12 protein-coding genes and 1 pseudogene are annotated in these 12,907 nt (G+C 66.8%); 4 read left to right on the top strand and 9 right to left on the bottom strand.

Features of this window, described 5'->3' with window-relative positions; translation table 11 throughout:
* The coding region (locus CK240_RS19285; RefSeq protein WP_476704012.1) for a transposase at positions 1 to 193 on the bottom strand (193 nt) is incomplete at its 3' end.
* 1,171 nt (positions 194 to 1,364) lie between these two features.
* Here CK240_RS19285 and CK240_RS15050 point away from each other — a divergent pair.
* From CK240_RS15050 to CK240_RS15065, 4 genes and pseudogenes are all read left to right on the top strand, one after another.
* Positions 1,365 to 2,261, top strand: a pseudogene (locus CK240_RS15050) (DUF1254 domain-containing protein).
* Positions 2,258 to 2,593, top strand: coding sequence for a DUF1214 domain-containing protein (locus CK240_RS19600; RefSeq protein ID WP_167650069.1), 336 nt, complete (start codon positions 2,258 to 2,260; stop codon positions 2,591 to 2,593). The pseudogene CK240_RS15050 and the gene CK240_RS19600 overlap by 4 nt, the downstream one beginning before the upstream one ends.
* Positions 2,594 to 2,597: 4 nt before the next feature.
* Entirely contained in the window at positions 2,598 to 3,728 is a 1,131-nt protein-coding gene (locus CK240_RS15060) for a DUF1254 domain-containing protein (protein WP_095641157.1), read from the top strand.
* Between the two features lie 162 nt (positions 3,729 to 3,890).
* Entirely contained in the window at positions 3,891 to 4,400 is a 510-nt protein-coding gene (locus CK240_RS15065; RefSeq protein ID WP_240517478.1) for a recombinase family protein, read from the top strand.
* 86 nt (positions 4,401 to 4,486) lie between these two features.
* Here CK240_RS15065 and CK240_RS15070 read toward each other — a convergent pair whose 3' ends face one another.
* The 8 genes from CK240_RS15070 to CK240_RS15105 all read right to left on the bottom strand — a co-directional run bounded on the left by CK240_RS15070 (position 4,487) and on the right by CK240_RS15105 (position 12,700).
* Positions 4,487 to 5,764 carry an NAD(P)/FAD-dependent oxidoreductase gene (locus tag CK240_RS15070; RefSeq protein WP_095641185.1) on the bottom strand — a complete coding sequence of 426 codons (1,278 nt, stop codon included), beginning with the start codon at positions 5,762 to 5,764 and terminating at the stop codon, positions 4,487 to 4,489.
* A gap of 16 nt (positions 5,765 to 5,780) precedes the next feature.
* Positions 5,781 to 6,104 carry a 2Fe-2S iron-sulfur cluster-binding protein gene (locus CK240_RS15075; protein WP_095641158.1) on the bottom strand — a complete coding sequence of 108 codons (324 nt, stop codon included), beginning with the start codon at positions 6,102 to 6,104 and terminating at the stop codon, positions 5,781 to 5,783.
* A gap of 238 nt (positions 6,105 to 6,342) precedes the next feature.
* Positions 6,343 to 7,461 (bottom strand): autotransporter outer membrane beta-barrel domain-containing protein, encoded by a 1,119-nt coding sequence (locus tag CK240_RS15080; RefSeq protein ID WP_095641159.1) that lies wholly within the window; start codon positions 7,459 to 7,461, stop codon positions 6,343 to 6,345.
* A complete protein-coding gene (locus CK240_RS15085; protein ID WP_095641160.1) occupies positions 7,458 to 7,967 on the bottom strand; it encodes a hypothetical protein in 510 nt (169 codons plus the stop codon). The genes CK240_RS15080 and CK240_RS15085 overlap by 4 nt, the downstream gene beginning before the upstream one ends.
* 191 nt (positions 7,968 to 8,158) lie before the next feature.
* Positions 8,159 to 8,356, bottom strand: coding sequence for a ferredoxin (locus CK240_RS15090; RefSeq protein WP_095641161.1), 198 nt, complete (start codon positions 8,354 to 8,356; stop codon positions 8,159 to 8,161).
* Positions 8,357 to 8,370: 14 nt separating this feature from the next.
* On the bottom strand, positions 8,371 to 9,549 hold the full coding sequence (locus tag CK240_RS15095) for a cytochrome P450 (RefSeq protein WP_095641162.1): 1,179 nt from the start codon (positions 9,547 to 9,549) through the stop codon (positions 8,371 to 8,373).
* Positions 9,550 to 9,990: 441 nt separating this feature from the next.
* Positions 9,991 to 11,178 carry an MFS transporter gene (locus CK240_RS15100; RefSeq protein WP_095641163.1) on the bottom strand — a complete coding sequence of 396 codons (1,188 nt, stop codon included), beginning with the start codon at positions 11,176 to 11,178 and terminating at the stop codon, positions 9,991 to 9,993.
* 178 nt (positions 11,179 to 11,356) lie between these two features.
* Positions 11,357 to 12,700 (bottom strand): MFS transporter, encoded by a 1,344-nt coding sequence (locus CK240_RS15105; protein WP_167650070.1) that lies wholly within the window; start codon positions 12,698 to 12,700, stop codon positions 11,357 to 11,359.
* Between the last annotated feature and the right edge of the window lie 207 nt (positions 12,701 to 12,907).

A 12,907-nucleotide genomic window follows, 5' to 3' on the forward strand; every position in this document is an offset into this window, starting at 1 on the left:
TCAAGATCGTCGAGCGCGGCTCTCTCGGCCCGGTCTTGAGGTCCTCGACCGTCTGGCGCTTGCGCCATTTAGCAACGGTCTTCGGGTTGATCCCAAGATCCCGGCTCAACGTCGCGAGCGAAGCTTGCGATCGTTGTATTGCAGCTCTGACGGCGTGCGTGGTCGTGGCGCTTCCGTGACGAACCTGGCCCATAATGCTTCCTTCCATTCCTGAGAAAGGATCGCACCATCAAACCGTGGGATCAAACATCTAGGTACGAGATATCCAGCAAACGTTCGGACCTCGTACATGTGGGACGAACGGTCTGGCAACCACACCGCTCCCGCTCTTTCCTGTCGGGAACGGTGTCTGGAAATCAGATGTCCGGCATACCCTTGCTCAGCTGCGATCCAGACACGCTGGTCGGCAACAATGCCAGAAGCAAGCAGGTGACTGGATGCCGCCTCTGGCAGATCGTTGCCCTGCCCCCGGGATCATCTCGATTTTCACGCCAACGTCGGCACTGCCCCAGGCCTGATCGGCGGTCAGAGCCGGGGCGCCGAGTTCAGCCGCGAATGCCAAGCAGGCGCGATCCCCAAGCGAGAGGCCGAGGGCTCGTGTGGCGGACCTGAGGTGTCCAGTGGCATAGGCCTGGGTCGCCGTGAGTGGGCGGACATTAAGGTGCAGACTGCCGAGCACCTCTCCCACCTCTTCGGCGCTTAGGCGAACTCCCGCGATTAGCCTGACCGGACCAGCGACCTCCGAGTATCGGATGTTGCATCAGACGGCGTCGACGCTCGAGATGCTCCTCCACTGCTATCTTGGGCGCAGGTGGGTGGTGCCGTGGATCGAGAGCCGGCGTTCGTCCCTACGGTGACGAGCGACGGCTTGGGCCGCACAGCGACACGAACCACTAAGCCTGCGGGTTGCCACTTCGCATCTGTCTGACGTCAGCTCCCATAGGACGAACAGACCGATTTTGTGACGGAATATCCGATCCTCAAGGCCGTATTTCGGCCCAGGTTGGTACTTCCCCCAGCGATGCGTTTGCCAGGATGATAAGCTTGCACATGACGGCGACAAGAGCAACCTCTGCAGGCTTTCCGCGTCGAAACGCATGGATTTTTCCCTGTCCAGCTCTCGGGGTTTCACCTGATAGCCGATTTCGGTCCGTAGTGTCGGGTTACTCATGTGGCACTCGGCTCGACAGAGGGACAGGAGATGCACCATGAAGAGATGGCTTCTGTCAGCACCCACAATCATCGCCCTCGTCACATCTGCGTTTGCCCAGACTCCATCTTCTGACGACCTTGCCCGCCGCACTGTCGAACGCCGCGCCGTCGAGGCAGCGATCTGGGGCATGCCTCTTGTGGCCTCTGAGACCATGCGGCAGGCATTCCTGCGCGATGCCGGAGCGAGCTATAACGACATCGTCTACTGGTCGAGGCAGGCCGATTGGCGCTTCCAGGTCACCACGCCCGACGCATCGTCCTGGTACGTCTACATCGCCATCAACACCAAGGATGGTCCGGTGGTCCTGGATCTTCCGCCCGCAGAGGGCGCCGGCCTGTTCGGGTCGATGAACGATGCCTGGCAGATCCCGCGCGCCGATGTCGGTCCGCGGGACTAGGACCAAGGCAAGGGCGGCAAGTACCTGCTGCTGCCACCCGGTTACGATCAGACCGTTGCGGCGGGATACATTCCGGTGCGCTTCGACACCTGCAACGGTTATTCGATCCTCCGGGCCATTCCGGTGACCACCTCCGAGGCGGATGTGGCCAAGGCGCTCGACCTGGTGAAAAAGACGCGCCTGTATCCGCTGGATCAGGCGGAGAACCCCCCGCCGCAGCGCCACATCGACATGGCGGGAAAGCTGTTCGACGGCATCGTTCGCTTCGACGACAGCGTCTACGACAGCCTGGCGCGGATCATCAACGACGAACCCGTGCAACCGCACGATCTCGTTGCCATGGGGCAGTTGCGGAGCATCGGCATCGAAAAGGGTAAGCCGTTCAATCCCGACCCGGCAACCCGCGAGACCCTCAAGAAGGCGATCCAGGACGCGCATGCCGGCTTCATCCGGACGAACGCGGCGCTGCCGCCCTACTACCCGGGAGCACAATGGAGCCTGGCCATCGGCGATTTCGGGCATGAGACAGGCTTCACGTTCCGGGACGGCGGGCACATCGCACTCGACGAGCGCGCCGCCTTCTTCTTTCTCGGCTGCGCCCCGCGGTCAAAGGCGGTGCGTCATTCTACCTGCTCGGGCAGCGGGACGTGAACGCTGCTCCGCTGGAGGGCAGCCGAACCTATCGGCTGCGGGTTCCGCCCCACGTGCCGGCGCAGCAGTTCTGGGCCGTGACCGTCTACGATCAGGCGGAGGCGAACCTGATGCGTGAATCGCCGAAGGTCGAGGTGAACTCATACCAGAACCTCCAGAAAAATCCGGACGGCTCGGTGGACGTGTACTTCGGTCCAGCCGCTCCCAGCGGCCAAGAGACCAACTGGATCTACACGGCACCGGGGCGGCATGGGTCACCCTGTTCCGCTTCTACAGCCCGGAGAAGCCCGTCTTCGACAAGAGCTGGCAACTTCCGGACATCGAGGAGGTAAAGTCATGAAGGTTGGGCTCGGTGCTCTCGTTCTGGCTGGCGCAGCCGCCGCGGCACAGGGACAATCCGGTCCATCGGAGAGCACCGTCCCGGTCACTGTCGACAACTTCCATCGTGCGGAAAGCGACATGTTCTTTGGCATGTTCATCAGGCGCAGCGGGATCGGGCAGTTCTATCACCACCGCGAGCCTCCGCCCCTCGACGCCGGCGGTGTGCGTCCCAATCGGGACATACTGTACTCGGAGGCAGTGTTCGATCTCGACGCCGGGCCGGTGACGATCACGCTGCCCGAGGCGGCCGGACGCTACATGGTCCTTCAGATCGTCGACGAGGACCACTACGCGCAGGATGCCATTTATGCGGCAGGCGATCATACCTTTACCCGCCAAGGAATCGGCATACGCTACATCCTTGCGGCGGTCCGCACGCTTGTTGATCCAGCCAGCCCGCAGGATGTCGCGGCGGTCCATGCCCTTCAGGATGCGATCCGCTTTCAGCAGCCCGGCGGCCCCGGGCGCTTCGAGGTGCCCCCTTGGGACGAGGCGAGCCGGAAGACGGTTCGCGATGCGCTGCTGGCGCTCAATGCCACTTTGCCGGATCTGAGGCGAGCCTTCGGCCAACGAGGTCAGGTCGATCCCGTGCGGCACCTCATCGGTACCGCGTCCGGGTGGGGCGGCAATCCGGACCGGGATGCCATCTCTCTCACGCGGACGCCGGCAAGGAACGACGGCAGCGGGGCGTACAGGCTCACGGTCAGGGACGTGCCGGTCGACGGCTTCTGGTCGATCAGCGTTTATGATGCCCAAGGGCACTTCGCAGAGAACCCATTCGGTGCCTACACGCTCAACAATCTCACCGCGAGGGGAGAGCCCGACGGATCGGTGACCATTCAGTTCGGCGGCTGCGACGGTCGGACCGCCAACTGCCTGCCGATCGTGCCCGGCTGGAATTACATGGTCCGTCTCTACCGCCCGCGTCCAGAGATCCTCAACGGCACCTGGCAGTTCCCTGAAGCACAGTTGCCAAACTTACCCCTCCGGGCAGCAAGCACAGCCCAACGGTCCGACCAGGCCTTGGCTCCAGGCTCGGCCGCTTCTAGGCGGACGGCCGAACCCACGTCGAACAGGGTGGCATAGGCATCGAAGACGAAGAGCCGCAGCGCCATTCCAAAGTTCCTCCCCGTCTTCTGGCGTTGCGTGAGGGGCGGGAACTTGCTTGATACAGGCGGCCCGAAGAGGTCCGGTTCCACCAATGGCCTCGTCGACCTGCGGAGCTGCCGCAGGAAGGAGCCATGGGCCTTGTCAGCGAATGACCTCGACCGTTACGCCCACCTCGGCCTCCCCCCAACGCCTGATCCGCGGTCAGAACCGTGGCGCCGAGTTCGGCCGCCAGCGCCAAACAGTCGCGATCCCAAGCGAGAGGCCCAGGGCTCGCGTGGCGTCACCCGCATCAACCGGCTGGCGCGCTCGCTCAAGGATCTCCAGGACCTCGTCCATGAGCTTCGCGCCAAGGGCGTCACGCTCAAGGCCACCGAGCAGCCGGTCGATACCTCGACGGCCGCCGGCAAGGCCTTCTTCGACATGCCGGGAGTCTTTGCCGAGTTCGAAACCAACCTGCGCCGCGAGCGGCAGAGGGAGGGGATCGCCGCCGGCAAGGCGCGCGGCGTCTACAAGGGACGCAAGCCGAAGATCCATCCGACCGAGGTCCGGCGGCTGCACGCCGGGGAAAGGCTCAGCCCTACGGCGATCGCGCGCCGCCTTGGGATCGCACGGTCGTCTGTCTACAGGTTTTTGACGTCGACCGGATGAATTTCATCAATGCCGCTGCTTCAGCGCCCCAGGCACCATGCAAACCTGATCCGGTGTCCACGAAACCGGCAGCAGGCCGCGAGTGACTAGACCAACGCGCCCTGAACCGCATCAAGGGCCGACTTCAGGGTTGCCTTGTCCCCGGCTGCCATGGCGGCGCGGTCGGGCGTGATCCCTGCTGCAAGAAGGCGGCGCGCGAGCATGTGGATGCCCGGATCGTTCAGCGTCTCGACTGCGACAAGCCGACCCCCGGCAAGCCGCCAGACGGCCCGCAGGGCGCCGGTCGCTGAAAGGACCGGGATATCCTCGTCAGAGCCGGGGGCGAGGCCCGCGATCTGCAACTTTAGCGCGCCGATGTCGGACCAGAACCAGGGCACCGCGTCATAGGCCGCCGGCCTGCCGGTCAGGGTCCGCGCCAGCGCGCGGGCCTGGTCGGTGGCGTTCTGCACCGACTCGACACGGGTGCGGGCATTCAGCTGTGCTTGCGGGAAGGCCGCGCAGTCGCCGATGGCGAAAACGAAGGGGTCGGCGGTCGCCAGCATGCCGTCCGTCACGATGCCGCCTTCGCAGGCCAGCCCGCACTGCCGGGCAAGGCCGTCATCCGGCGCCGCGCCGATCCCCACCACCACCATGTCGGCGGGCAGCTCGGTTCCGTCCTCAAGCCGCACGCCCGAAACCGCGCCGTTGCCGAGCAGCCTGTCCAGGCCGGCACGGCATCTGACGACGATGCCCTGCCGGGCAAGGTCGTCGGCGACGGCCATTGCCGTGGTGGCGCTGACCGCCCGCCCCAGCAGCCGCGGCGCAAGCTCCACCACCTCGACCCCGTGGCCGCGCGCCCTCAGCATGGCCGCGGCCTCGAGCCCGATGAAGCCCCCGCCGATCACCACCACGCGCCCGTGACCGGAAAGCGCCGATCGCATGGCTCGGGCATCCCCGGCCGTGCGGAGATGAAACACGCCGCCCTGCCCTGCGCCGGGAATGGTCAGCCGGCGCGCCGAAGCGCCGGTCGCAAGCACAAGCCGGCCATAGGGAAGACGCGTGCCGTCGGACAGGATCACCTGCCGGGCGGCACGGTCGATCCCCGTGACCTCGGCGCCAAGCCGCAGCTCGATGCCATGGTCATGGAAGAACCGTTCCCCCTTCAGGGGCTGCAGTGGGGCGCCCGAATCCTTCATGAAGGATTTCGACAGCGGCGGCTTGTGATAGGGCGCGTCCGCCTCGCGCGAGATCAGCGTGACCGGACCGGGGAAACCTTCCTCGCGCAGCGAGGCGGCAAGCTGGGTGCCCGCATGGCCTGCGCCGACAATGACGATATTGCCGAGGGGCGCGCGTTCCGGGTGCAGGGCTGCGGTGTGGTTGCGCATCATCCGGTCCTCTCGCTCAGGCCTGCTCGGCCGGGATGGTGACGACAAGGCCGTCCATGTCGGCGGTCACGCGCAACTGGCAGGTCAGGCGCGACCGCACCGGGTCCGGCTCGCAGGCGAATTCCAGCATGTCGGCCTCCATCTCGCCTTGGGGCGGCAGCCGTTCGACCCATGCCGGATCGACATAAACATGGCAGGTCGAACAGGCGCAGGCCCCGCCGCAATCCGCAAGAATACCGGGAATGTCGTTGTCCCGGGCGCCTTCCATGACCGTGAGGCCGACTGCGACCTCGACGACATGCGTCCGACCGTTCGGGTCGCGATAGGTGATATGGGGCATGCTGGTTTCCTTTCAGTCGAGTTCGACGCGTGGCGGCAGAAACGCGCAAGGCTGCGGCCACCGGGACGAAGGGCAGGTCCATGGACGCAAAGACCCGTGCCGGTCATGGACCTGTCCGCCCGGTCGGGGATGGGATGGCCGGGCCTGTGTGTCCCGGCGATCCCGATGTTCGGTTGTGGCTGCCCCGCCCCGCTTCGGCGGCGACGCCGGGCACGATGCGGGGCCGATCCCGATGGGGTCAGAAGACGTAGCCGACATGGACCGTCACGGCCTGGTCCTTGCGCTCGCCCTCCAGACCGTCGTGGCGCCCGTATTCGAAATCCAGACGCCCGCCGCGGCCGATGTTCATCGACAGGCCGACGACGCTGTGCAGGATGTTCGGGTCGTCGACGAACAGGTCGAGGTCGTTCACGTATTCATGCTGCAGGCCGACCTCGAAATAGGGCGCCAGCCTGCCGGGCCGGAAATCCATGCTTTCGAACCGGGCGCTGGCGCCCACCCAGCCATAGTCGTCGCTGTCGCCCACCGTGCCTTCCACCGTCTGGCCGAAGCTGGTGGTGGCCGGGTCGAACTCGGTGCGCTGATAGACCGCCGAGATCATCGGATGGAACACCCATCCCGCGGGGATCCAGCCCGCATCGCGGCTGGTATAGGTGCCGACCACGTCCCCTTGCAGATACAGGCGCGTGTCGTCCTGATCGAGCTCGTAATCAACGCCCGGCGCGACCGGAACGCGGGTCTCGGCGGTGCCGAAGTTCAGGTCGGCGCGCGCGGCCACGCCCCAGTGCGGGCTGAACTTCCGCACGTAATCGGCCCGGATGCCCCAGCTGTCGCGGTCGATGGTGCCGCCCGTATGCTCCAGATCGACATCGACGGCCTCGACATAAAGGCCGATGCCCCACAGCGTGTCCATGTCGGGAGACCGCATGTACTGCACATCGAGCCGCTTCACCGACGACTTGAGCTGCGTGGGGTTGCCGCCTGCCCCGCTGACGTCGTTCACGAAGCCGTTGAAGCGCAGGAAGGACTGCCCCCCGGAGCCGGGCAGCGCATACATCACGTCGAAGGGCAGCACGATGACGTCCGAGTCGTCCCCGTAGCCGCTGGTGATGCCGGACACGCGGGAAAACTCGATCTGCGCGCGGGACAGCGCGATGCGGGCCTGGACCGTGTTGAAGTTCTCGTAGGTATTCATCCGGCCCAGCAGGCCCGCCGAGCCCAGGTTGTAGGCCAGCCGCGCCTGCGGCGGCATGGCGTCCAGCGGCGGCATGCCGCCGGGTTCCTGCGCGGAGGCGGCAGTGGCCGCCAGCACCGCGGCTGCCGCGGCAAGGAAAGACAAGTGTCCGTTGTGGTTCATTCTTTTCCTGCCTTCTGCGAAGATGCCGCCGCCTGTCCGGCGTTCTGGCGATCCGGGACGCCGGTGCCGGCCTCGGTGCCGTCGATGCAGCCTGCCTGCACGGCAACGGTCCCCTTCTCGCCCCGAAGCGTGCCGAGCGGCCCCTCGACATAGCCGCCGAGCGCGCAGTGAACGCCAAGGCCCGCGTTCGGCGCCGTGCCGGTGTTGCCCGCCTCGGGCCGCTCGGTTCCGGTGCTGTGGAATGCGACCCCGGAATTGCGGCTGACGGTGATGCCATTCGCCCCGTTGCCCGAGATGTCGTTCGCGGCGACATCCGCCTGCGAGCCCCGATCGACAAGGATGCCGGTTCCGGTGTTCGACGTGATCCGGTCGCCCGTGGCGGCCTTCTCCAGCGCCTCGGTGATCGTTCCCCCCGCGCCGCAATCCACGGCGATCTCGGCGGCCAGCGCCGGCGCGGCGGCGGCCCAGCCCAGGGCGGCCAGGGCGATGGGCGCCCTGCTCCGCAATCCTGGTTCAGGTTGACTGTACATGCAGATATCCTCCCGTTCTTGCATGCAAGCGGCTGTCCGTAGGCGCGGGCGCGCCTGCGGTCGTGTTCTTGCGTTTTCAGCCGGTCGCTGTGCGCCGCCCGCGGCGGGGACGCACATGGTCAGTCCGCCTTCACCTCCGCGGCTGGACTGACGGATCGATCACCGGGTCATTCGATGCTCAGCGCGATGGCCGGACAGGCCTGCACCGCCTTGCGCGCGGCTTCCATCCGGTCGCTCACGTCGGCGACGTCGATGACGACCTCGCCCGCGTCGTCGAGGTGCAGAAGGTCGGGCGCCATGATGGCGCACTGGCCGTGGCCTTCGCACCTGTCCCGGTCGATCCGCAGAAACGCGCCCTTTGTCATTGCCGCCACCCCGCTCATTTCGCCCGGATTTCAAGAACCGGCAGACTGCTCAGCCCCCGTGTCATGTTGTTGATCTGGCGCTGCCCCTCGCCGACGCGGAAGCTGCGCACGCGCCGGGCGCAGGCCGACAGGATCGCCAGCGCCTCGATCCGGGCCAGGCCTTGGCCGGCGCAGGTGTGGATGCCATAGCCGAAGGCCAGGTGGTCCGCCGGATCGCGGTCGATCCGGTAGGTATCCGGGTCGTCGTAATGGCGGGGATCACGGTTCCCGGCCGCGAACAGCACCGCAGCCTGTGCCCCGGCGGGGATCAGGGTTCCCTCGACCTCGATGTCGGACTTCACATGGCGGCCGAACAGGTTGACCGGCGGCTCATAGCGCAGGGTTTCGTTGAAGGCGGACCGGACCAGCGACGGATCGGCGGCGAGCCTGGCATACTGGTCGGGGAAGGCCGCGAAATGGGCGATGGCGTTGCCGATCGAGGTGATCGTGGTGTCCATGCCCGCCGCGACATACTGGTGGATGATCGCGCCGCAGCTTTCGGGCGCGATCTCGCCCCGCTTGGCGGATTCGAAGATGCCGTGGCCCAGGCTTCCCTCGACCAGGTCCTCCTGCCGGACGGTCTTGCACCATTGGAACAGCTCGCCCGCGACGGGGAAGTTCTCGACGGACCGCTGGTTCATCGGGCCAAGCACGTTGAAGGCGGCCTCGCCCCACCGCAGGATGTTCTCGCGCGCGACGCCCTGCACGCCGATCATGTCCGACACGACCTGCAGCGGGAAGGCGCGGGCCAGATCGCCGATGGCGTCGAAGGACCCGCGCGCAACCAGGTCGTCGACCAGCCGGTCGGCCTTCGATCCGATGTCGTCCTCGATGCTTTTCAGCGCGCGCGGCGTCAGCGGGGCAAGCAGGGTCTTGCGAAGCTGGCGATGGTCGGGCGCATCGGTCGCAAGGCTGGTGCCTGCAAGCGCCCGGTTCATGTCGTCGTTGAAGGCGACCCTTTGCGAGGAAAAGACGCTGCTGTTTTCCAGCGCGTCGCGGATGGTCCGATAGCGCGTCAGTGCCCACAGGTCGTTCCGGGGCAGATAGACGACCGCGCCTTCCTCGCGCAGCGCCGCGTAATGCGGATAGGGGTCCTGCAGCACCTCGTCCGAGAAGATGTCGATGCTGGATGTCGCGATCTCTGTGGTTGTCATGGTTTACCTCCCTTGTTGAAGCGGACCGATCTCCTCCCGGTCCCTCGGGTATGCATCAGGCTCTGGTTCCGCCTTGCGGGGCCGCCGGGACCAGCCGGTTCCCTTGTCCGCGACCGGGATCGACGGCGCGCCGCCCTCCGGCCGGGACTGCGTCAGGTCCTCGCCCGCGACGGGCGGGCCGGAACAGGTCTTGGGTGCGCGCGTGACGATCACGTGCCGCGGCGACCGGCCGCGCCGCCCGCGGCAGGCGGACCATGCGGGACTGGACCGCGAGCCCGTCGACGTGATCCGAAGGGTGAGGGGTCGGAAAGACGGCATCGATCCGGCCCGCGGGCACGCCCCTCCCGGTCAGGCCCATCGTGGCCGCGCGCCCCGCATCGAAGATCGGGTTCGGACCGCCGGCAAGCGCGATCCCGGTCACGAGCCGACAAGATGCACGGTTCAAGGAGATACTTCGCTTTCTGCTGAAATTGTCGGGATGCCCCCCGTCACGATCCGGCGGGTCTGGTTGAAGCAGATCAGCTGGACGATCACGAACAGGATGGCTGCATATCCGATGGCCTCGAAGCCAATGAACTGGACCAGCGTGCCGCCCAGGAACGGCGCGCAGGCCGAGCCGACCATCAGCATGGCGGGGGTGCCCGCCACGGCGCGGCCCGTCGGGTCCAGCCGGGCCAGCAGGCCAAAGGCGAAGGTGTGCACGAAGATGATCGTGAACCCCATCAGCGCACCCGCCGCCGTATAGAGCAGATGGTTCGTCGTGGTCATCGCGATCAGCGCGAACACCGCCTGGAAGACCGGAACGACCGAGATCACCGTGGTGGCCGCGACCTTCCGCTCCAGCAGCGCCGCGATCGGGGCCGGCAACAGCGTGACGACGCCATAGACCACCAGCGACACGGTCACCATGTCCAGCGTGAAGCCGCGATGCTCTCCGACGCGCTCGAAGAAACTGAGCGTCATGGCCTGGGTCATGCACATCAGCGCAATGGCCACGATCGAGAACCACACGGCCGGGCCAAGCGGCGGCACGCGGCGGCCGGTGTCCCGGCCCACGTCGTCGCTGGCGATGTGCCGCGTGACCTTGGGGAAGAACATCAGGCCGACAAGGGTCGCGGCCCCCATGAGAATGGCGAACAGGACGAACAGGACCGGCCCGCCATGCGCGGCGATGAGGCCGGGCGCCGCGCCCAGGAACAGGATGCCGAAGATCCCGATGGCAAGACCCGCCAGCGCGAAGGTGCGGTGCGGGTTCGCCGCATGGCCGATCGTGCCATGGGTGGAGCTGAGCGCGACCCCTGCGGCCACGCCGCCGACCAGATGCAGGACCGCCAGCACCTCGAAGGCGGCGCTGCGCGAGGCCAGGATGAAGGCCGCGCAGGACGTGGCGAAGCCCAGGACCGCCGCGAGTTTCGGATTGATCCGGTTGAAGCGCGGCGCCAGGACCATGCTGGCCAGCGACGCGCCCAGAAGGAACAGCGTCGCCAGCCCCCCTGCCTGCTGCGGCGCGAACCGGTATTGCGAGATCAGCGTTCCCACCCAGACGGGCAGGGCCACGAGGTCCAGCATCCCCGCGACATGCGCCACCATCAGCGCAACGATGCCGCGTTTCGATTCCGTGGTGATCATGCGTCCTCCTCCTCAAGGATTCCGGCAGCCCGGATGTTCTTGTCTGCGGCGGTGCGTGCTTCCTCCCAGCCGCTCACCGCCCTACCCCTGGCGCGGAAGCCCTAGCTTCCGGGAAGACTGCGGCCGGGGCGGCATCGATGCGGCGCCCTTGGAGCGACCGGCTCGTGAAGGGCGAAGGTCATGATGCCTCCTCAAGGGACAGCGGGGACTTCGCCGGATCGGGCTTGCCTTTCAGGGGCACGAACCAGAAGGCGAGCGCCGCGAGCAGGCCGGGCAGGCCGAACCACAGGAAGTTTGCGGAAATCGGCAGGTTCATGGTCAGCAGGACGCCGCCGAAGATGGGCCCGAAGATCGCGCCGATCCGGCCGACCGCCGAGGCGAGCCCGATCGCGGTCGAGCGCATGAACGGCGGGTAATACTGCGCGACAAAGGCGTAGGAGAGGTTCTGCGCGCCATTGGCGGTGGCGCCGGTCACGGCGATCAGCGCGAGCAGGAGCACCAGTCCGCTGCCGAAGCCCAGCAGCCCCAGAGAGATGGCGGCGCCGACATACATGGGCACGAGCACCCTTTTCACGCCCAGCCTGTCGGCAAGCCGTCCGAAGAACAGCGTGCCGACGATGGCGCCGATGTTCTGCCAGATGGGAAAGTTGAGGCTGGACCCGAGATCGTAGCCCGACCTCACCATCAGCTGCGGCAGCCAGACGGTGAGGCCGTTGAGCATGAGCAGGCACATGAAGAACGCGATCCAGATCATGACGGTGCCCAGGGCACGGCCTTCGGTGAAAAGCGCCTGGATGGGCGCGCGCTGCTCCTTGGCCTCAGGGGCAGGGAAGGACACCTCGGCGGCGGCGACAGGCCGGCCGGCAAGGTCGCCAAGGACGCGCAGGGCGGCGTCCGGCCCGCGGCGTCGGACAAGCACCGACGGAGAGTCCGGGAAGTAGCGGCCCATGAACGGGACGAAGAAGAGCGGGATCGCGGCGAGCCAGTAGACCGCCTGCCAGCCGAGCCGGGGGATCAGCGCCATGGCGACGAGGGCCGCGACGATGCCGCCCACGTGGAAGAAGCTCATGACGATCGCGACGTAGCTGTTGGCCCGGCCCTTCGGCGCGTAATCGGTCAGCGTGGCGATGACGGTGGGCAGGATGCCGCCGATCCCCAGGCCGGCGAGAAACCGGAAGACCGAGAACACCGTCGGCGACGGGGCGAAGCCGCACAGGGCCGTGGACGCGCTGAACAGCACGACGGCGGTCAGCAGGATGCGCTTGCGGCCGAACCGGTCCGCAAGCACGCCGAACCCGACTGCCCCGAGCATCATTCCGAAGAAGCCGTACGAGCCGATGGCGCCCGCCTCGACGGGCGTGATGCCCCATTGCTTGATCAGCACGGGAAGCACGGCCCCATAGACGACCAGGTCGTACATGTCGAAGGTGATGATGAAGCAGGTCCAGAACAGCATCCAGAAGTGGAACCGCGAGAAGGATCGCTGCTCGATGAACTCACGGACGGTGGCGGTGCCGGTCATGCGCATTCCTCGGATGAAGGGGAAAATGGCAGGCGGGGTCCCGGACCCTCGGCGGGCAAGGCGCCCGGGAACCCGACTGTCCCGGAGCAGGCGCCGCGCCCTGCCGGCGCGGACAAGCGCGGAGGTGAGGCACTCCGTATTGCAAAGGTTGGCCTGCCGACCCGCAGGGACCGGGCCACGGGGTCCGGCCTCGCCGCGACATGCGCC

The sequence above is a fragment of the Paracoccus salipaludis genome, assembly GCF_002287065.1.
Taxonomy (GTDB): Bacteria; Pseudomonadota; Alphaproteobacteria; order Rhodobacterales; family Rhodobacteraceae; genus Paracoccus; species Paracoccus salipaludis.